Annotated in this window: 15 protein-coding genes; 8 read left to right on the top strand and 7 right to left on the bottom strand. The window is 71.5% G+C overall.

What is annotated here, in order from left to right; all coding sequences use genetic code 11:
• The first annotated feature begins 30 nt into the window (after positions 1-30).
• Positions 31-1,488 carry an amino acid permease gene (locus OO54_RS01645; protein ID WP_033201082.1) on the top strand — a complete coding sequence of 486 codons (1,458 nt, stop codon included), beginning with the start codon at positions 31-33 and terminating at the stop codon, positions 1,486-1,488.
• 31 nt (positions 1,489-1,519) lie between these two features.
• Here OO54_RS01645 and OO54_RS01640 read toward each other — a convergent pair whose 3' ends face one another.
• On the bottom strand, positions 1,520-2,113 hold the full coding sequence (locus tag OO54_RS01640; RefSeq protein WP_017239326.1) for a biotin transporter BioY: 594 nt from the start codon (positions 2,111-2,113) through the stop codon (positions 1,520-1,522).
• Between the two features lie 255 nt (positions 2,114-2,368).
• Between OO54_RS01640 and OO54_RS01635 the strand changes: the two genes are divergently transcribed.
• The 3 genes from OO54_RS01635 (at position 2,369) to OO54_RS01625 (ending at position 6,066) form a co-directional block, all read left to right on the top strand.
• Entirely contained in the window at positions 2,369-3,757 is a 1,389-nt protein-coding gene (locus tag OO54_RS01635) for an amino acid permease (protein ID WP_033201081.1), read from the top strand.
• Positions 3,758-3,872: 115 nt separating this feature from the next.
• Positions 3,873-5,282: an amino acid permease gene (locus tag OO54_RS01630; protein ID WP_033201080.1), complete on the top strand. Its 1,410-nt coding sequence runs from the start codon at positions 3,873-3,875 to the stop codon at positions 5,280-5,282.
• Between the two features lie 139 nt (positions 5,283-5,421).
• Positions 5,422-6,066 (top strand): superoxide dismutase, encoded by a 645-nt coding sequence (locus OO54_RS01625; protein WP_033201079.1) that lies wholly within the window; start codon positions 5,422-5,424, stop codon positions 6,064-6,066.
• 116 nt (positions 6,067-6,182) lie between these two features.
• On the opposite strand, the gene OO54_RS01620 is transcribed toward OO54_RS01625, so the two are convergent.
• A complete protein-coding gene (locus OO54_RS01620) occupies positions 6,183-6,818 on the bottom strand; it encodes a mycothiol-dependent nitroreductase Rv2466c family protein (RefSeq protein WP_033201078.1) in 636 nt (211 codons plus the stop codon).
• 162 nt (positions 6,819-6,980) lie between these two features.
• On the opposite strand from OO54_RS01620, the gene pepN reads away from it, so the two are divergent.
• Both pepN and OO54_RS01610 read left to right on the top strand, forming a co-directional pair.
• Positions 6,981-9,530 carry an aminopeptidase N gene (gene pepN / locus OO54_RS01615; RefSeq protein ID WP_200146714.1) on the top strand — a complete coding sequence of 850 codons (2,550 nt, stop codon included), beginning with the start codon at positions 6,981-6,983 and terminating at the stop codon, positions 9,528-9,530.
• Positions 9,531-9,677: 147 nt separating this feature from the next.
• The gene (locus OO54_RS01610) at positions 9,678-10,682 is read left to right on the top strand and encodes a hypothetical protein (RefSeq protein ID WP_033201076.1); all 1,005 of its coding nucleotides are present in this window, start codon (positions 9,678-9,680) and stop codon (positions 10,680-10,682) included.
• Between the two features lie 47 nt (positions 10,683-10,729).
• Here the strand turns inward: OO54_RS01610 and OO54_RS01605 are convergent, their stop codons facing one another.
• The 5 genes from OO54_RS01605 to OO54_RS01585 form a co-directional block, all read right to left on the bottom strand.
• Positions 10,730-11,863: a serine hydrolase domain-containing protein gene (locus tag OO54_RS01605; protein WP_033201075.1), complete on the bottom strand. Its 1,134-nt coding sequence runs from the start codon at positions 11,861-11,863 to the stop codon at positions 10,730-10,732.
• 140 nt (positions 11,864-12,003) lie between these two features.
• Entirely contained in the window at positions 12,004-12,471 is a 468-nt protein-coding gene (locus OO54_RS01600) for an NUDIX hydrolase (protein WP_033201074.1), read from the bottom strand.
• Between the two features lie 9 nt (positions 12,472-12,480).
• Entirely contained in the window at positions 12,481-13,002 is a 522-nt protein-coding gene (locus OO54_RS01595; RefSeq protein ID WP_033201073.1) for an HPP family protein, read from the bottom strand.
• 179 nt (positions 13,003-13,181) lie between these two features.
• Complete coding sequence (locus tag OO54_RS01590) at positions 13,182-14,066, bottom strand: pyridoxamine 5'-phosphate oxidase family protein (RefSeq protein WP_033201072.1); 885 nt, start codon at positions 14,064-14,066, stop codon at positions 13,182-13,184.
• A gap of 102 nt (positions 14,067-14,168) precedes the next feature.
• Positions 14,169-14,624, bottom strand: coding sequence for a VOC family protein (locus OO54_RS01585; protein WP_017237961.1), 456 nt, complete (start codon positions 14,622-14,624; stop codon positions 14,169-14,171).
• Between the two features lie 129 nt (positions 14,625-14,753).
• Between OO54_RS01585 and OO54_RS01580 the strand changes: the two genes are divergently transcribed.
• Positions 14,754-15,296, top strand: a complete 543-nt coding sequence (locus OO54_RS01580) for a CGNR zinc finger domain-containing protein (RefSeq protein WP_033201071.1) — start codon at positions 14,754-14,756, stop codon at positions 15,294-15,296.
• 194 nt (positions 15,297-15,490) lie between these two features.
• Entirely contained in the window at positions 15,491-18,811 is a 3,321-nt protein-coding gene (locus tag OO54_RS01575) for a S8 family serine peptidase (RefSeq protein ID WP_033201070.1), read from the top strand.
• Positions 18,812-18,878 lie beyond the last annotated feature (67 nt).

Here is an 18,878-nt window from a genome sequence, read left to right as displayed (position 1 = left end):
CGAGCGCCCCCCACACACGAGGAAGCGTTGATGAACACGCAACCGACCCTGACGAAGGACGGCCAGGAGACCGGCACCACCGGGACCGCGCCCTCCTCCGACGGCCTCAAGGCCGGACTCAAGAACCGTCACCTGTCGATGATCGCCATCGGCGGTGTGATCGGCGCCGGCCTCTTCGTCGGCTCCGGCTCCGGCATCGCCGCGGCGGGTCCCGCGATCCTGCTCTCCTACGCACTCGTCGGCGCCATGGTCGTCTTCGTGATGCGGATGCTCGGCGAGATGGCCGCCGCCCGGCCGTCCTCCGGCTCCTTCTCCGCCTACGCGGACCGCGCCCTCGGCCGCTGGGCCGGCTTCAGCATCGGCTGGCTGTACTGGTTCTTCTGGGTCGTCGTCCTCGCCGTCGAGGCCACCGCGGGCGCCAAGATCCTGGAGAGCTGGGTCCCCGCCGTACCGCAGTGGGGCTGGGCGCTCATCGTGATGGTGGTGCTCACCATCACCAACCTCGGCTCGGTCGCCTCGTACGGCGAGTTCGAGTTCTGGTTCGCCGGGATCAAGGTCGTCGCCATCGGCGCCTTCGTCGTCATCGGCATGCTGGCCGTCTTCGGCGTGCTCCCCGGCTCGGACAACCCGGGCGCGGGCTTCGCGCACCTCACCGACAGCGGGGGCTTCTTCCCGATGGGCGCCGGGGCGATCCTCACCGGTGTGCTGATGGTCGTCTTCTCCTTCATGGGCAGCGAGATCGTCACCCTGGCCGCCGGTGAGTCCGAGGACCCGCAGAAGGCGGTCACCAAGGCCACCAACAGCGTGATCTGGCGGATCGGCGTCTTCTACCTGGGCTCGATCTTCATCGTCCTGACCCTGCTGCCGTGGAACGACAAGTCGATCGTCGAGAAGGGCTCGTACGTCGCCGCCCTCGACTCCATCGGCATCGCGAACGCCGGCCAGATCATGAACGTGATCGTCCTCACGGCCGTCCTGTCCTGCCTGAACTCGGGCCTCTACACGGCCTCGCGCATGGCCTTCTCGCTCGGGCAGCGCGGCGACGCGCCGAAGGCCTTCGCCAAGGTCAACAAGCGGGGCGTGCCCACGGCGGCGATCCTCGGCTCGGTCGTCTTCGGCTTCGTCGCGGTCTTCTTCAACTACAAGTGGCCGGACACCGTCTTCGCCTTCCTGCTGAACTCCTCCGGCGCGGTCGCGCTCTTCGTCTGGCTGGTCATCTGCGTGACCCAGCTGAAGATGCGCGGCATCATCCAGCGCGAGACGCCGGAGAAGCTCGTCGTGAAGATGTGGCTCTTCCCGTACCTGACCTGGGCGACGATCGGCATGATCGTCTTCGTCCTCGGCTACATGCTCTACGACGGCGGCAGCGCCCGCGAGCAGGTCGTCCTCTCGCTGCTGGTGGCCGCGCTGGTGATCGCCGTGGCGCTGGTCCGGCAGAAGTTCGGGAAGCTCTCCGCCCAGCCGGAGACAGAGCTCGAGCAGCTGTGACCCGATAGCCCTCCTCGCGTGTCCGCGGGGCTCAGCCCTTGCGGCCGACCAGCTTCCAGGCGGCCGGCAGGGCGCCCATCGCGAGGGCGGCCTTGAGGGCGTCGCCGATGAGGAACGGGGTGAGGCCGGCGGCGACGGCCTGGCCGAGGGTCATGCCGGTGGCGAGGGCCAGGTAGGGGACGCCGACGGCGTAGATGATCGCCGAGCCGAGGACCATGGCGCCGGCGGTGCGGAGCACCGAGCGGTCGGCGCCACGGCGGGCGAGGGCTCCGACGACGGTCGAGGCGAGGAGCATGCCGAGGATGTAGCCGAAGGAGGGCATGCCGTAGCCGGAGGTGGCCTGCGCGAACCACGGCACTCCCGCCATGCCGGCCACCGCGTACAGCGCGAGGGCGAGGAAGCCGCGTCGGGCGCCGAGCGCGGTGCCGACGAGCAGCGCGGCGAAGGTCTGGCCGGAGACCGGGACCGGGGAGCCGGGGACCGGGACGGAGATCTGCGCGGCGAGACCGGTGAGGGCGGCGCCACCGACGACCAGGGCGATGTCGCGGGCACGGCTCGCCGGGATCAGGTCGGCGAGGACGGTGCCCGCACGGAGGGTGCGGGCGGGGGCGGCGGCGGTGCTCATCGGTACTCCGCGAGGGTGAGGGTGGGAGGGACAGGTTGACGGTATGCCAGGAGTGAACGCCCGATCACCGTCAGCCGCCCACAAAGGGGCGGTCGAGCACTTCGTGGAGATCGAACAAACCGCGCCGATCATGCGTCGCGCCACGTGACGCTCGTCACTGGGAACTCGTGCACGGAGGTCCCTTTTGCGCCAAGGGGTGTCCACTGGAGAGACTGTTGGGTCTCCATAAACCGTCAGAGAGCACGAGCCCCCCACATGCACGACTCCCTCGCCCCCGAACCGGAGCCCCTCTCCCACGGCCTGAAACAGCGTCACCTGACGATGCTGGGGCTCGGCGGAGTGATCGGCGCGGGACTCTTCGTCGGCTCGGGAGCGGGCATCGCCGTCGCCGGACCCGGCATCGTCGTCTCGTACCTGATCGCCGGCGCGCTGGCGATGCTGGTCATGCGGATGCTGGGCGAGATGTCGTCGGCGATGCCCGCGTCGGGGGCCTTCTCGGTCCACGCGGAGCGGGCACTGGGCCGGTGGGCCGGCTTCTCGGTGGGCTGGCTGTACTGGTTCCTGCTCGTGGTGGTCCTCGCCGTGGAGGCGACGGGCGCGGCGCGGATCGCGAACGGCTGGGCGCCGGGGGTTCCGCAGTGGGGCTGGGTGCTGGTCTTCATGGTCGTGTTCACCGTCGCCAACCTGGCGGCGGTGAAGAACTTCGGCGAGTTCGAGTTCTGGTTCGCCGCGCTGAAGGTCGGAGCGATCGTCCTCTTCCTCGTCCTGGGCGTGCTCGCGATCGTGGGGTGGCTGCCCGACACGGACCCGGTGGGGATGACCAATCTGACCGGGCAGGGCGGGTTCCTGCCGAACGGCTGGTCCGGCGTGGTCTCCGGGGTCCTCGCGGTCGTCTTCGCGTTCGGCGGCCTGGAGGTCGTCACGATCGCGGCGGCCGAGTCGGACGACCCCGCGCGGAACGTGGCGCGGGCGGTGCGCAGCGCCGTGTGGCGGATCCTCCTCTTCTACGTGGGGTCGATGCTGGTGATCGTGACCCTGCTGCCGTGGACGTCGATGAAGCCCGGCGAGTCGCCGTACGTGGCGGTCCTGGACGCGATCGGCGTGCCGGGGGCGGGCCAGATCATGAACGTGGTGGTGTTCGTGGCGCTGCTCTCGGCGCTCAACGCGAACCTCTACGGGTCGTCCCGGATGGTGTTCTCGCTCGCGGAGCGCGGGGAGGCGCCGAGGGGGCTGCTCAAGGTCTCGGGCGACGGGTCGGCGGGCGGCGGGGTGCCGCGCCGGGCGGTGCTCGCCTCGGTGGCCTTCGGCTTCGTCTCCGTACTGCTGAATCTGAAGTGGCCGGATTCCGTCTTCCTCTACATGCTCAACGCGGTCGGCGCGGTGCTGCTCTTCGTCTGGGCGCTGATCGCGGTCTCGCAGCTGCGGCTGCGGCGCCGGATCGAGCGGGAGGCGCCGGAGACGCTGACGCTGCGGATGTGGGGCTTCCCCTGGCTGACGTGGGTGGCGCTGGCCGCGATGGCGGCGGTGCTCGTCCTGATGCTGTGCGACGACGGGGCGCGGCCGCAGGTGCTGTGGTCGGCTGCGGCGACGGCCGTGGTGCTGGGGGTGGCCTGGGTGCGGGAGATGCGTACGAAACGGCCATGATTCTTCACTTTGTGTGAGGATCGTGACCGTATAGCGGACGCGTGTTCCCTCTGAGCGGTGCACCCACCCAGACTGTGGGCTCCTCCCCGTCTCAGCTAGTGAACAGGGTTCGCTCATGTCCCGGACCACCGCGCCCGCGCCGGCCGACCGCAAGGACGGCGCGACCGCACCCGCCGAGGGTCTCTCGCACGGCCTCAAGCAGCGCCACCTCTCGATGATCGCCCTCGGCGGCGTCATCGGTGCCGGCCTCTTCGTCGGCTCCGGCGCCGGCATCGCCGCCGCCGGTCCGTCGATCGTGATCGCCTACGCCCTGTCCGGCATCCTCGTGATGCTCGTGATGCGGATGCTCGGCGAGATGTCGGCGGCGAACCCGGCCTCCGGCTCCTTCTCCGTCCACGCCGAGCGGGCCTTCGGCTCCTGGGCGGGCTTCACCTCGGGCTGGGCCTTCTGGTTCCTGCTCTGCGTCGCCGTCGGCCTGGAGGGCATCGGCGCGGCGAAGATCATGACCGGCTGGTTCCCGGGCAGCCCCGAGTGGGCCTGGGTCGCGCTGTTCATGGTGGTCTTCACCGTCACCAACCTGGCGGCGGTGAAGAACTTCGGCGAGTTCGAGTTCTGGTTCGCCGCGCTGAAGGTCGGCGCGATCGTCCTCTTCCTCGGCATCGGCGTGCTCGCGATCGTCGGCGTCCTGCCCGGCACGGACGCTCCGGGCACCGCGAACCTGACCGGCGACGGCGGGTTCTTCCCGAACGGCTCCGAGGGCCTGATCGTGGGTCTGCTGGCCTCGGTCTTCGCCTACGGCGGCCTGGAGACGGTCACCATCGCGGCGGCCGAGTCGGAGCACCCGGTGCAGGGCGTCGCCAAGGCCGTCCGCACGGCGATGTGGCGGATCGCCCTCTTCTACATCGGCTCGATGGCGGTCATCGTGACCCTCGTCCCGTGGGACGACAAGGCGGTCGTGGAGAAGGGCCCGTACGTCGCCACCCTCGACCACCTGGGCATCTCGGGCGCCGGCGAGATCATGAACGTCGTCGTGCTGGTCGCCCTGCTGTCGGCGATGAACGCCAACATCTACGGCGCCTCCCGCATGGCCGGCTCGCTCGTCGCGCGCGGCCAGGGCCCGAAGGCGCTCGGCCGCCTCTTCGGCGGCGTCCCCCGCCCGGCCGTGCTGGTCTCCTCGGTCTTCGGCTTCGGCTGCGTGCTGCTGAGCTACTGGCGGCCGGCCGACATCTTCGTCTGGCTGCTCAACACGATCGGCGCGATCATCCTGGTCGTCTGGTTCTTCATCGCCGCCTCGCAGCTGGTGCTGCGCCGCCGCACCGAGCGGGAGGCGCCGGAGAAGCTGGTCGTGCGCATGTGGGCGTTCCCGGTCCTGACCTGGGTGGCGCTGGCCGGCATGGCGGCGATCTTCGTCCTGATGGCCCGCGAGGAAGGCACCCGCGTCCAGCTGTACTGGACGGGCGGGCTGACCCTGCTGCTCGCCGTCGTCGGCTTCGTGCGGCAGAGGGCGGCGGGCCGGGCCTCCTGACCCCTCCCCCCTTGCCCGTACGCGACCCCCGGACCGCCCGTCGGTCCGGGGGTCCTTTCATGCCCCGATAGATCAACTACTGCTAGCCTGCACTTGCACATAGGTTGCAACAAGCAGGAGCAGTCGAAGGGGCCGGGCAATGGCGATCTACACACTTCCGGAGCTGCCGTACGACTACGCGGCGCTGGAGCCGGTGATCAATCCGCAGATCATCGAGCTGCACCACGACAAGCACCACGCCGCTTACGTCAAGGGCGCGAACGACACCCTGGAGCAGCTGGAGGAGGCGCGCGACAAGGACCAGTGGGGCGCGATCAACGGCCTGGAGAAGAACCTCGCGTTCCACCTCTCCGGCCACATCCTGCACTCCATCTACTGGAACAACATGGACAGCCCGAAGAACGGGGGCGGGGGCGAGCCGCTGGCCGCCGACGGCGTCGGTGACCTCGCGGACGCCATCACCGAGTCCTTCGGCTCCTTCGCCAAGTTCAAGGCCCAGCTCACCAAGGCCTCCGCGACCACCCAGGGCTCCGGCTGGGGCGTCCTCGCGTACGAGCCGATCAGCGGCCGGCTCATCGTCGAGCAGGTCTACGACCACCAGGGCAACGTCGGCCAGGGCTCGGTCCCGGTCCTCGTCTTCGACGCCTGGGAGCACGCCTTCTACCTGCAGTACAAGAACCAGAAGGTCGACTTCATCGAGGCCATGTGGCAGGTCGTCAACTGGCAGGACGTGAGCAGGCGCTACCACGCCGCCAAGGCCTCCGTACCGCTGATCTCCTTCTGACCCGCGCTCCTGCTCGTGATCGTCTTCTCAACCTTCACCGGGCAGGCGGATGAAAGAAGAACCCCCGCGATGACAGGAATCGCGGGGGTTCTTCCGTACCGGGGGCGGACCGGGGACTACTCGAAGCTGGGCGCCGCCGTACGGGTGCGCTTGATCTCGTAGAAGCCCGGCGTCGACGCCACCAGCAGGGTGCCGTCCCAGAGCCGGGCCGCCGCGTCGCCGCGCGGGGTCGGGGTGACGACGGGACCGAAGAAGGCGACCTCGTCGCCCGTCGGGCCCGGTACGGCGATGACGGGGGTGCCGACGTCCTGGCCGACCTTGCCGATGCCCTCCTGGTGGGAGGCGCGCAGCTCGGTGTCGTAGGTGTCCTTGTCGGCGTACTCCACCAGGTCCTCGGGCAGGCCGACGTCGGCCAGGGCGCCGGCGATCGCCTCGCGGGTCGGGCCCTCGCCGTTGTTGTGGAAGCGGGTGCCGAGCGCCGTGTAGAGCTTGCCGACGACCTCGTCGCCGTGCAGCTGCTGCGCCGCTATGACGACCCGGACCGGGCCCCAGGCCTTGGTCTCCAGCATCTCCCGGTACTCGGCCGGCACCTCGTCGAGCCGGTCCTCGTTGAGCACGGCCAGGCTCATGACCTTCCAGCGCACGTCGACCGGACGGACCTGCTCGACCTCCAGCATCCAGCGGGAGGTCATCCAGGCCCACGGGCACAGCGGGTCGAAGTAGAAGTCGGCGGTGGTCCTGCTCTCGGACATGTCACTCCTCTATACGGCCGTGGGAAGTAGGCGGTGCGCCGAAAGGAGGCAACGCCACGGTAACGCGGCCGCATTCCCGTGGCGCCCGGATTCCCGTGTCCCGGCGGACAGCCGCACATGGGAGGATTGCGGCTGTTTCGAACGCGCCACGAAGGAGTGACCGTGCCCGGTGAGAATCTGTCCCGCGACGAGGCCCAGGAGCGGGCCGAGCTGCTGTCCGTCGACGGGTACGAGGTCGTCCTCGACCTCCGCTCGGCCGTCGGCGACTCCGCCGAAGCGGTCCGCACCTTCCGTTCGGAGACGACGATCCGTTTCCGCCGCACCGGCACGGGCGACTCCACCTTCGTCGACCTGATCGCGCCCTCCGTGAACGCGATCACCCTGAACGGCCGCACGCTCGACCCGGCGGTCGTCTTCGACGGCTCGCGGATCGCGATCGACGGCCTCGCCGACGAGAACGTGCTCGTCGTGGACGCGCAGTGCGCCTACAGCCGCACCGGCGAGGGCATGCACCGCTTCGTCGACCCGGAGGACGGCGAGGTCTACCTCTACACGCAGTACGAGCCGTCCGACGCCCGCCGGGTGTACGCCGACTTCGAGCAGCCCGACCTCAAGGCGCCGTACCGCTTCGCGGTGACCGCCCCCGAGGGCTGGACGGTCTGGTCGAACGGCGCGGGGGAACGGGACGCCGACGGCGTGTGGCGGTTCGCCGAGACGGCGCCCATCTCGACGTACATCACCTGTGTCGTGGCGGGCCCGTACCACTACGTGACCGACAGCTACACGCGCGGCGACCTGGAGATCCCGCTCGGCGCGATGTGCCGCAAGTCGCTGGCGAAGCACTTCGACGCGGACGACGTCTTCCTCATCACCAAGCAGGGCTTCGACTTCTTCCACGACAACTTCGACTTCCCCTACCCCTTCGGGAAGTACGACCAGGCCTTCGTCCCCGAGTACAACCTCGGCGCGATGGAGAACCCGGGGATGGTGACCTTCCGCGAGGAGTACGTCTACCGGGGCCGGGTCACCCAGGCCCAGTACGAGAGCCGGGCCAACGTCATCCTGCACGAGATGGCGCACATGTGGTTCGGCGACCTGGTCACCATGGTGTGGTGGGACGACCTGTGGCTGAAGGAGTCGTTCGCCGACTTCATGGGCTCCTTCGTGAACGCCGAGGCCACCCGCTTCACCAACAGCTGGGTGACCTTCGCCAACAACCGCAAGGCCTGGGCGTACCGCGCCGACCAGCTGCCGTCCACGCACCCGATCACGGCCGACATCCGTGACCTGGAGGACGCCAAGCTCAACTTCGACGGCATCACGTACGCCAAGGGCGCGTCGGTCCTCAAGCAGCTCGTCGCCTACGCCGGCCGGGAGGCGTTCCTGGAGGGCGCGCGCCGCTACTTCAAGCGCCACGCCTACGGCAACACGCGGCTCGCCGACCTCCTCGCGATCCTGGAGGAGACCTCCGGGCGCGACATGAAGGCCTGGGCGAAGTCCTGGCTCCAGACCTCCGGCGTGAACACCCTGACGCCGGCCGTCACCTGCGACGCGGAGGGCCGGATCACCGAGCTCGCCGTCGTCCAGGAGGGCGGCGAGCCGCGTCCGCACCGGGCGGCGGTCGGCCTCTACCGGCTGTCCGACGGAGTGCTCGCCCGGTACGCGCGGGCCGAGGTCGACATCACCGGCGCGCGGACCGTCGTCTCCGAGCTCGCGGGCCAGGAGCGGCCCGACCTGGTGCTCGTCAACGACGACGATCTGACGTACTGCAAGATCCGCTTCGACGAGGTCTCCCTCGCCACCGTGCGCGCGCACCTCGGTTCCATCGCCGACCCGCTGGCCCGCGCCCTGTGCTGGTCCGCGCTGTGGAACCTGACCCGTGACGGGCTGATGCCCGCCCGGGACTTCGTCGCCGTCGCGCTCGCCTTCACGGGCAGCGAGACCGACATCGGCGTCCTCCAGATGGTGCACGCCTGGACGAGGTCCGCGGTCACCCACTACGCGGCGCACACGTGGCGCGAGGAGGGCGGGCGGCTGCTCGCCGACGGCGGGCTGCGCGAGCTGCGGCTCGCCCTGCCGGGCAGCGAGCACCAGCTGACCTGGGCGCGGTTCTTCGCGGCGACGTCCTCGTCGGAGGCCGACTTCCAGCTCCTGGAGGGGCTGCTCGACGGCACGGCGAAGATCGACGGCCTCGACGTCGACCAGGAGCTGCGCTGGGCGCTGCTCACCCCGCTGGTCGTGCACGGCCTCGCGGACGAGGAGCGGATCGACGAGGAACTGGCCCGCGACGACACGGCGACGGGCAAGCGCCACCAGGTCCGCCTCCTCGCCTCGCGGCCTTCGCCGGCGGTCAAGGCGCAGGCGTGGGCGCAGGTCGTCGAGTCGGACACCCTGTCGAACGCGCTGGTCGAAGCGACCATCACGGGCTTCGTCCAGGCCTCGCAGCGCGAGCTGATCGCCCCGTACGGCGAGAAGTACTTCGCCGCGATCGAGCAGCTGTGGGCCGACCGGTCGATCCAGATCGGCATGGACGTCGTCCGGGGCCTGTTCCCCGGCCTCCAGGACGACGAGACGACGCTGGCCGCGGCGGACGACTGGCTCTCCGCCCACGCGTCGGCCGCGCCGGCCCTGCGCCGCCTCGTCCTCGAGGGGCGCGACGACCTGGCGCGGGCGCTGCGGGCGCAGGAGTGCGATGGACGCGCGGCGGTCTAGGCAGTGACGCGGTGGGGGCGGCTCCGGTGAAGGTGCGCCGCCCCCATCGGCAGTCGAACGCGCGTACTTTAGGGCGAGCTTGTCCCTAAATGTCGACGAGCGTGTAACAGGGGTTAGGGGAGCCTTCGGGAGCGGAAGACCCCCGGCATGAACCACAACACCCCCATCACCCCCCGCCCCCTCCCCCTCTCCCCCCACACCGGACGGGCCCAACGCCTGGCGTCGGCCGACCAGTTGAGGGCGCAGGGGATGCCCGCCGCCGAGGTGGCCGCACGCTGCCGGCCGGGCGGCTGGCAGCAGCTGCTGCCCGGTGTGTTCCTGCTCCACCCGGGGCAGCCCACCAGCGAGGACCGCCTGAAGGCCGCGCTCCTCTACGCCCGCAGGACCGGCGCCGTACCCACCCTGAGGCCGGACGCGATGATCACCGGGCTCGCCGCCCTGACCCTGCACCGCTTCTCGTCCGCTCCCCCGCTCACCGCCCTGGACCGGATCGACGTGCTGGTGCCGCGCACCCGGCGGCTGCGGTCGACCGGCTGGGTGCGGGTGGTGCGCGCGCCCGAGGCCCCGGAGCCGGTCGAGCTCACGGGCGTCCCCGTCGCGCCGGTCGCCCGCTCCGTCGCCGACGCGGTGTCGGGCCTCTCGGACGCGGAGACGGTACGCCGGCTGCTCACCGAGGCCGTCCGCGGCGGACACTGCGAACCGGGCGCGGTGGTGAGGGAGTTGAACCGGGCCCGGCTGCTGACGCGGCCGCACGTGGTGGACGCGGTGGACACGCTGCTGGCCGAGGGGCGCTCGCTCTCCGAGCAGCGGCTGTACGACATGGTGCGGGAGTCCGGCCTGCCGGACCCGCTGTGGAACGTGGACCTGCGGCTGCCGGGCGGCCCCCACCTGGGCGGCGTGGACGCCTACTGGCCGGACCAGGCGGTCGCCGTCGAGCTGGACACCCGGGCGCCGCGGCAGGAGGACGACGCGCTCTGGTCGGAGTACACCCGCAAGCGCGAGCACCTGGAGCGGCTCGGCATCACGGTCCTCCACATCACCCCGCGCAAGCTGCGCGAGGCGATGGACCAGCAGGCCACCGTGGTCCGTACGGCCCTGATGGCCGCGCCGGACCGGCAGCCCTCCGCGTACGTCGTCGTCCTGCCGCGCTAGCGGGTGTCCGGTCGGTCAGGCCGGATCGGCGGGACACCCGCCGGCGGCTACTCCTTCGGCGCGGTGCCGCAGAACTCGGCCTCGACGACGGCCTCGGTGTCGCCCGTCCAGTCGGCGTTGAAGTTGCCGGCGAGGGAGTGCTCGCCGTCACGGGTCGCCTGGGCCAGCGAGGAGGAGCCGTGGATGCCGCCGCCGTGGCCCCAGACCTCCGTGCCGCAGCTGAGCCTCTGCTTCATGAGCCCCAGGCCGTACCCGAGGTTCGGGTACTCGGGGGAGATCGCGACGGTGTCGGTCATCTCCTTGAGGCCGTCCTTCGTGAGGAGCCGGCCCTTGAGCAGGGCGCGGTAGAAGGTCTGCAGGTCCTGGGAGTCGGAGATGATCTCGCCCGCCGCGCCCGCGATGCTGGGGTTGAGCGCGGAGACCTCGTGGACGGGGGCGTTCGGGTCCATGGAGAGCTTGGAGTACGCCGGGCTGCTGGGCCGCGGCATGGCCGTGCGGGTCCCGGGGACGGTGGTGGCGCGGAGCTTGAGCGGCTTGATGATGCGGTTCTCGACGGCCTTGCCGTAGGGGCGGCCGGTGACCTTCTCGATCACCATGCCGGCGAGGACGTAGTTGGTGTTGGAGTAGCTCCAGGCGGTGCCCGGCGCGAACTCGGGCTTGTGGGTCATGGCGACGGAGACGAGCTTCCCGGCGGGCCAGGTGTCGTAGCGGTGCTCCAGGAAGCCGGCGCCGAAGACGCGCTCCTGGAAGGCGGGGTCCTCGGTGTAGCTGTAGACGCCGCTGGTGTGGTTGAGCAACTGGCGCACGGTGATCTTCCGTCCGTCGTGGCCGTTGCCCCGGACGACTCCGGGCAGCCACTTCTCGACCGGGTCGTCCAGGTCGATACGACCCTCGGCCTGGAGCTGGAGGAGGACGGTGGCGGTGAAGGTCTTGGTGATGGAACCGACCCTGAAACGGTCGTTGCCCTTCCGCTCGCCGGCGGTTCCGGTCCATCGGTCGCGCCCGTCGCGGGCCTGGGCGACGGCGCCGGGCACGCCGTCGGCGACGGCGGCCTGGAGCGCCTGCCGGGTGGCCGCGTGGTCCTGCCGGTGCGCCGGTGCCGCGAGGGCGGGCGCGGCGAGGGCGGTGGCGGCGAGGCCCGCCACGAGGGTGGCGGCGACGACGGTGCGTACGGCTGACATGCGGGGCTCCCCTGATCGTGTGCTGCGTCGTGCTGTGGTCGGGGGAGGGGACCGCGGGTGGGTGCCGAAGGTTGACCGCACTCGTGACGGTTGGGCCGTTTTCAGCCTTGTGGGGAGGAGCCGGCCCTCCGGCGGAGGGGTCAGCCGTTCGCCGGGTCGGTGAGGGGGGAGCGGCCCAGGGGCGGCCGGTCGCGCCAGAGCTGGAGGCCTATGTCGACGAGTTCGACGCGGGGCAGGGAGGGCACGGAGTCGAGCGGGTGCCAGGCGGCGAGGTCGGTGGAGCCGCCCTCCTCGTTCCGCAGGGCGCCGCCGGTGATCCGCGCCTCGTAGACGATCCGCAGCCCCTGCCAGTCGCCGGGCCCGCCGAGCCGGCGGAGCCAGGAGCGCCGGATGGAGTCGATTCCGAGGAGGGCGGTGGGCTCGGTCAGGTAGCCGGTCTCCTCCTCGACCTCGCGGACGACGGTACGGACGGGGTCCTCGCCGTGGTCCATGCCGCCGCCCGGCAGGGTCCACCGCTTGACGCCGTCCTTCGCGACCCAGCGGGCCAGGAGGACCTCGTCGCCGCGGACGCACACGGCGTAGGCCGCCACCCTCAACTCCTGCTGCATGGACAGAGGTTAGAACCAGTACCGGGGATACGTCCGCCCCGTGGCACGGCCCGCCCCGAGCCCGACGGCGACCAGGAGGAGGGAGGCGAGCGCGAGAAGGCCGAGAAACGACCAGAAGGGCGGGGCCTGGAGGGCGACGATGACGGCCGTGGCCGCCGCGGGCGAGTGCGGGGTCCTGGCGGCCATCATCACGCCGAGGGCCAGGCCGCCCGCGACGGCGGCGCCCCACAGGCCGGGTCCCGCCACGGCGAGCACCGCGAAGCCGGTGAGGGCCGAGAGGAGCTGGCCGCCCACCACCGAACGCGGCTGGGACAGCGGCAGGTCGGGCGCGCCCGCCACCAGGGCCATGCTCGCCGCCAACGGCGGGATCAGCAGCGGCTCGCGGAGGAGGGCGCCGACGGCGACCAGGAGGAGGAGGGCGGTGACGGCGGCGGCCGTGGAGGCGAGGACGACCCCGGGGCGGGGGCGGGGAGGCGCGGTGGCGCGGGGCGGGGCGGTGGGTGCGGGGGCGGTGGTGGTGGTCGTGGCCACGGGGTCTCCAGGAGTGTCGGGTGTGCCGGGCTGCGAGGGCGGGCCCCGGGGCGCGGGGGCGGGCCCCAGGGGGCGGGGACGGGCCCCAGGGCGCGGGGACGGGCCCGGGGCGCGGGGGCGCGTTTCGGTTCGCGCCCACCCGTTCCGCCCTGCGGAACGATCGCCCGCGACGAGGGCGGTCAGGGCTCCGTCGGGTTGGCCGGGGAGTACTCCGGGGCCGACCAGCGCAGGGGGCTGGCGGACGGGGTCTCGGCCGTGCGGTCCACGCGGAAGCGGGTGACGCGGCCCTCGGGGCCGTACTCGGTGTGCGCGAGGCCGCTGAGCTGGAGGGTCGTCCCGGTCTCCCAGTCGAGGAAGAGGAGGCCGGCGCGGCCGTCCGACTCCAGGTTGCCCAGGGTCAGGAACATCGCGTTGCCCGGGTAGTCGCGCCAGCTGAGCTCGCGGGGCGCGTCGACCCGGACGAAGCCGGGCCTGCCGCCGCGGTGGCTCGTGTCGACGCCGTCGGGTGCGCTGGTGGCGACGAAGAAGGTGTCGGCGGCGCGGACGCGGCGCACCTGCTCGGCGGTGAGCGCGTCGCCGTGGCGCACCGCGGCCGCGTCCGGGCGGCGGGTGGGATCGGAGCCGTACAGGTCCCGTTTCTGCAGGTACTTCGGGCAGTTGGAGAAGACCTGCTCGGCCTCGATCGTGAAGCCGCGCGCGCTGGGCCGCGCGATGCCGTTGAGGCGCATGCGACGGCGGGTGCGGGGGTCGAGGGCGATCGTCCCGACGGGGGTGCCGTCGGCGGTGACGGCGGCCGCCAGCGGGTCGTGGGCGGGGACGCCGCCGGCGACGGAGACGGTGTGCGGGCCGGTGGCACGGGCGAAGCCGGGGGCGCCGGTGAGGAGGCTCGCCCAGACGCGGCCTTCGGCGTCGGCGGCGCCGATGGCGAGCATGGGCTGGGCTTCCAGGAAGGCGGCGGCGACGGGGCGGATGCCGGGGGTGATGGAGCGGCCCACGTGGTCCGCCAGGTCGCGGACGCCGACGCGCTCCTGCACGGCGAGCGAGCCGGGGTTGAACGGGTCCATGACGGGCCTCCCTGACGTGCGGGTTCGTAGTGGCGCGGGGCAGGTTCGTCGGTGCGCCCACCCGTTCCGACGCGGCGGAACGGGTGCCCACACCGCGGGTGGCTAGAAGAAGCCGCAGGTCGGGGCCGAGTCCGACGGGGCCGAGAGTTCTTCGGCGCCCTTCGGGACGGAGATCTCGAGGCGGGTGCCGTCGGGGTCGTGGAAGAAGATGCCGCCGGAGGCGGCGCCTTCTCGGTGGGCGACGAGGCCGTCGTAGGCGAAGGTGGCGCCGCGGGCGGTGAGGGCGGCTTCGGCGGCGCGGACGTGGTCGAGGGACTCGGCCTCGAAGGCGAGGTGGTGGAGGCCCGCGCGGCCGGGGGCGTAGGCGTCGTCGGCCTGCTGCCAGAGGGTGAGGACCAGGGTCCCGTCCTGGCCGAGGAAGGCGAAGCGACTGTCCTCCTCCTTGCCCTCGCCGAGGACGTCGAAGCCGAGGACGTCGCCGTAGAAGGCGAGGGAGCGGTCCAGGTCGGTGACGTTGACGCCGACGTGGTGGGTGGCGAGCTTGCCGATCGCGGACATGGGGGTCCCCTCTTCGATGTGGCCACCCCTGCGGGCTAACCTCTTAATTCGACTTTAGAGGTTAGATGCGAGCAGCGTCAACCGTTCACGTACTCTTGAGGGGTTAGCTCACCGAGGAGGGTGTCCGCCATGACCGTCGTCGACCCGCGGCCGCTCGTCGGCGAGCCGCTCTCCCTCGACCTGCTCAACACCCGCTGGAACCTGGAGGGGGTCCGGCAGGACCTGCTCGACGGGGTCGAGGGGCTCGCGGTCTGGCTCGCCACCAACCGCCTGGAGCGACGGTTCGCCGCGGACGCCACGACCCTGCGCCACACCCTCGCCGCCCGGGACGCCCTCGCCGGGCTCGTCGACCGCCCCGGCGACCCCGCCGCCACCGCACGGGTCGACGCGGTCCTCGACCACGGCCGCATCAGGGCCACGCTCACCGCCGCGGGCCCCGGCGAGGAGGCCGAGTTCGCGGACCCGTCCTGGGGGCCCGGCTGGGCCGCCGCGCGCGACTACCTCGACCTGCTGCGCACCGCTCCCGACCGGATCCGCGCGTGCGCCCACGAGGCGTGCATCCTGCACTTCTTCGACACCTCGCGGAACGGCACCCGCCGCTGGTGCTCGATGGCGATCTGCGGAAACCGGGCCAAGGCCTCCCGCCACTACGCCCGCACGAAGGAGGGCTGACCGCCGGGGACGGTGAACTCGCCCCGCTTGGAACGGGTTCGTCCGCTGTGGCGGATCCCGGGCGGTGGCGGGTTTGTGCCGTGACGGCATCACGACCCACGACAACTCTCCACAAACCCAGGTCATTTACGAAAGGCTGAGCGGTCATCCGGCACCGAATTCCGGACCCTCTCCTTTCACCAACAGGGATGTAGATGACCACCCCCGAAACTCGGAGCTCCATACCCGGACGCTCGACGACCGGGCACAGGCGCGCGGCACGCATCGCCGCCGCTGCCGGGCTCGTCGCCGCGCTCGTCGCGACCGGCGCCGCGCCCGTGCTCGCCGCCGACGCCCCGGACGCCACTCCCCCGGTCAAGGCCTCGGACCCCGCCGACAAGCTCGGCTCGATCGACGCCCAGCGCCTCACCGAGGCCGAGGTCAGCGGCGAGAAGAACGTCACCGTCCTCGTCGCCACCGCCCCCGGCGCCACCGAGCAGGTCGCCGGCCAGCTCGACGCCGTCCCCGGCGCCTCCGTCGGAAAGCAGCAGGACGCGCTCGGCTACGTGCGCGCCACCCTGCCGACCGCCAAGGCCGCGGCCGCGATCAAGGCCGCCACCCGGCTCTCCTCCGTCCAGTCGATCGACCTCCAGGCCGAGATCCCGCTGGACGACCCGACTCCGGACGCGGGCGCGGCGACGGGTGCCGTCGAGGGCACCACCGTCACCACGACCTACCCGGCCCCGAGCGCGAAGACCCCGGCGAAGAACCCGTACAACCCGTCGCACGAGACGGGCGCGGTCGAGTTCGTCGAGGACCACCCGAAGGCCGACGGCCGCGGCGTGACCATCGGCATCCTGGACTCCGGCGTCGACCTGGGACACCCGGCCCTCCAGAAGACGACGACCGGCGAGCGCAAGATCGTCGACTGGGTCACCGCCACGGACCCGATCACCGAGGGCGACGCCACCTGGCGCCTGCAGAACGCCCCCGTCGCGGGCCCGGTCTTCACCGGTGCCTCGCAGAGCTGGAAGGCCCCCGAGGGCTCCTTCCAGTTCAGCCGTTTCACCGAGGCGGTCACCGCGGGCGGCGACCCGGCGGGCGACATCAACCGAGACGGTGACACCACCGACGTCTTCGGCATGCTGTACGACCCGGCCGCCGGCACCGTCCGCGTGGACGTCGACCAGAACAACGACTTCACGGACAACGAGCCGATGAAGCCGTACAAGGACGGGTTCCAGGTCGGCTCCTTCGGCACCGACAACCCGGCCACCGATGTCGTCGAGAAGACCCCGTTCGTCGTGGAGATCCGCAAGGACGTCCCGATGGACCCGCTCGGCGGCAGCTGGGTCGGCCAGAAGCGCGACTTCGTCAACATCGGCCTCGTCGAGTCCTCCCACGGCACCCACGTCGCCGGCATCACCGCCGCCAAGGGCCTCTTCGGCGGGAAGATGAACGGCGCCGCGCCCGGCGCGAAGATCGTCTCCTCGCGCGCCTGCACCTGGACCGGCGGCTGCACCAACACCGCGCTCACCGAGGGCATGGTCGACCTCGTGGTCAACCGCGGCGTCGACATCGTGAACATGTCGATCGGCGGCCTGCCCGCGCTGAACGACGGCGACAACGTCCGTTCCCGTCTCTACACGCGCCTCATCGACGAGTACGGCGTGCAGCTGGTGATCTCGGCCGGCAACTCCGGCCCGGGCACCAACACGATCGGCGACCCCGGCCTGGCCGACAAGGTCCTCTCGGTCGGCGCGGCGGTCTCCCAGTCGACCTGGGCCGCCAACTACGGCTCGGCCGTCGAGAAGAAGTACGCCATGTTCCCGTTCTCCTCGCGCGGTCCGCGTGAGGACGGCGGCGCGGCCCCGCTGGTCACCGGCCCGGGTTCGTCCGTGAACACGATCCCGACCTGGCAGGCCGGTTCCGGCGTCGCCGAGGCCGGATACGCGCTTCCCGCCGGCTACGGCATGCTCAACGGCACCTCGATGTCGTCCCCGCAGGTCGCGGGCGTCGGCGCGCTGCTCCTCTCCGCGGCCAAGCAGCGCGGCATCGAGCTCTCCCCGCTGACCCTCCGTACCGCCCTCACCTCGACCGCCCGGCGGATCCCGGGTGTCGCGGCCCACGAGCAGGGCGCCGGCCTCGTCGACGTCAACGAGGCGTGGGAGTCGATCAAGGACGGGGCCACCGCCCACTCCTACAAGGTCGAGGCCCCGGTCGACACCGTGATCTTCCCGGCCCCGCACACCGGCACCGGTGTGTACGACCGCGAGGGCGGCCTCAAGGTCGGCCAGAAGAAGGTCTACGACGTCACCATCACGCGTACCAGCGGCCCGGACCGTGCCATCGAGCACGAGCTGGACCTCAAGTACGACGACGGCACCTTCCGGATCCTCGGCGACGACGAGATCGACCTGCCGCTGAACAAGCCGGTCACCGTCAAGCTGGAGGCCCGCCCCCGCACCGCCGGCGTGCACAGCGTGCTCCTGGAGGCCGACGACGAGCGCACCGAGGGCGTCGACAAGCAGATCCTCGCCACCTCGGTCGTCGCGAGCGACCTGGTCGCCCCCGGCTACGGCTTCTCCGCCTCGGGATCGGTGCAGCGCAACAGCACCAAGTCGTACTTCGTGACGGTGCCCGCGGGCGCCACCTCCCTCGAGGTCGCGATCGGCGGCCTGAAGGAGAAGAGCCAGACCCGGTTCATCGCCATCCACCCGTACGGCGTCCCGGTCGACCCGACCGCGACCACGGGCTGCTACCCGCACTACAACCCGGCCAACACCTGCCGTCCGGACCTGCGCTCCTACGCGAACCCGCAGCCGGGCGTCTGGGAGATCGAGGTCGAGGCGCGCCGCACCTCGCCCGACCTGGACAACCCGTACACGCTGAACGTCGCCGCGCTCGGCGTCTCCTTCGACCCGGCGGTCCAGACCGTCGCCGAGGCGAAGGTCGGCACCCCGTCCGCCGTCGAGTGGACCGTCACCAACAAGTTCGCCGCCCTCGACGGCAAGCTGAAGGGCGGCTCGCTGGGCTCGGCCAAGGTCGAGACCCCGACGATCCAGCACCACGAGAAGCACACGAAGACCGTCACCATCGGCGAGGGCGTCGAGCGGCTCGACATCGCGATCGGCAACACCTCCGACAAGGCCGCCGACCTCGACCTGACCGTGCTCCTCAACGGCAAGCAGGTCGCCCAGTCGGCCGACGGCGACTCGGAGGAGAGCGTCTCCCTGGTCAAGCCCGCCGCGGGCACGTACACCGTCGTGGTCGACGGTTACTCGGTCCAGGCCGCGGGCGGCACGACCTACGACTACAAGGACGTGTACTACTCCCCGGCGCTCGGCACCGTCCAGGTCGACGGCGCCAAGACCTACCCGCTGGCCAACGGCGCGAGCACCAAGGTCACGGCCGAGGTCGTCGTCGGCGGTCCGGCCCCCGAGGGACGCCAGTTCTTCGGCCAGGTCCAGCTGCTCAACGCCCGCGGCACCGTCGCCGGCAGCGGCAGCGTCCTGATCGGCACCGTCACCCCGTAGCACCGTACGGGTGAGGGGGCGGGCGCCGAAACCGGCGCCCGCCCCTTTCGCGTCCTGACCCCCGTGT

It is taken from the genome of Streptomyces wedmorensis, assembly GCF_000716445.1.
GTDB classification, from domain to species: domain Bacteria; phylum Actinomycetota; class Actinomycetes; order Streptomycetales; family Streptomycetaceae; genus Streptomyces; species Streptomyces wedmorensis.
This window is presented reverse-complemented; position numbering and strand designations above follow the sequence as displayed.

Excerpts from the sequence above, each read along its gene's own strand:
- OO54_RS01635 (WP_033201081.1), top strand. The coding sequence starts at position 2,369 with ATGCACGACTCCCTCGCCCCCGAACCGGAGCCCCTCTCCCACGGCCTG.
- OO54_RS01620 (WP_033201078.1), bottom strand. The coding sequence starts at position 6,818 with ATGTCCGAGAGCAGGACCACCGCCGACTTCTACTTCGACCCGCTGTGC.
- OO54_RS01580 (WP_033201071.1), top strand. The coding sequence starts at position 14,754 with ATGACCGTCGTCGACCCGCGGCCGCTCGTCGGCGAGCCGCTCTCCCTC.
- OO54_RS01605 (WP_033201075.1), bottom strand. The coding sequence starts at position 11,863 with ATGTCAGCCGTACGCACCGTCGTCGCCGCCACCCTCGTGGCGGGCCTC.
- OO54_RS01575 (WP_033201070.1), top strand. The coding sequence starts at position 15,491 with ATGACCACCCCCGAAACTCGGAGCTCCATACCCGGACGCTCGACGACC.
- OO54_RS01640 (WP_017239326.1), bottom strand. The coding sequence starts at position 2,113 with ATGAGCACCGCCGCCGCCCCCGCCCGCACCCTCCGTGCGGGCACCGTC.
- OO54_RS01600 (WP_033201074.1), bottom strand. The coding sequence starts at position 12,471 with ATGCAGCAGGAGTTGAGGGTGGCGGCCTACGCCGTGTGCGTCCGCGGC.
- OO54_RS01630 (WP_033201080.1), top strand. The coding sequence starts at position 3,873 with ATGTCCCGGACCACCGCGCCCGCGCCGGCCGACCGCAAGGACGGCGCG.
- OO54_RS01585 (WP_017237961.1), bottom strand. The coding sequence starts at position 14,624 with ATGTCCGCGATCGGCAAGCTCGCCACCCACCACGTCGGCGTCAACGTC.
- OO54_RS01610 (WP_033201076.1), top strand. The coding sequence starts at position 9,678 with ATGAACCACAACACCCCCATCACCCCCCGCCCCCTCCCCCTCTCCCCC.
- OO54_RS01625 (WP_033201079.1), top strand. The coding sequence starts at position 5,422 with ATGGCGATCTACACACTTCCGGAGCTGCCGTACGACTACGCGGCGCTG.
- OO54_RS01590 (WP_033201072.1), bottom strand. The coding sequence starts at position 14,066 with ATGGACCCGTTCAACCCCGGCTCGCTCGCCGTGCAGGAGCGCGTCGGC.
- OO54_RS01645 (WP_033201082.1), top strand. The coding sequence starts at position 31 with ATGAACACGCAACCGACCCTGACGAAGGACGGCCAGGAGACCGGCACC.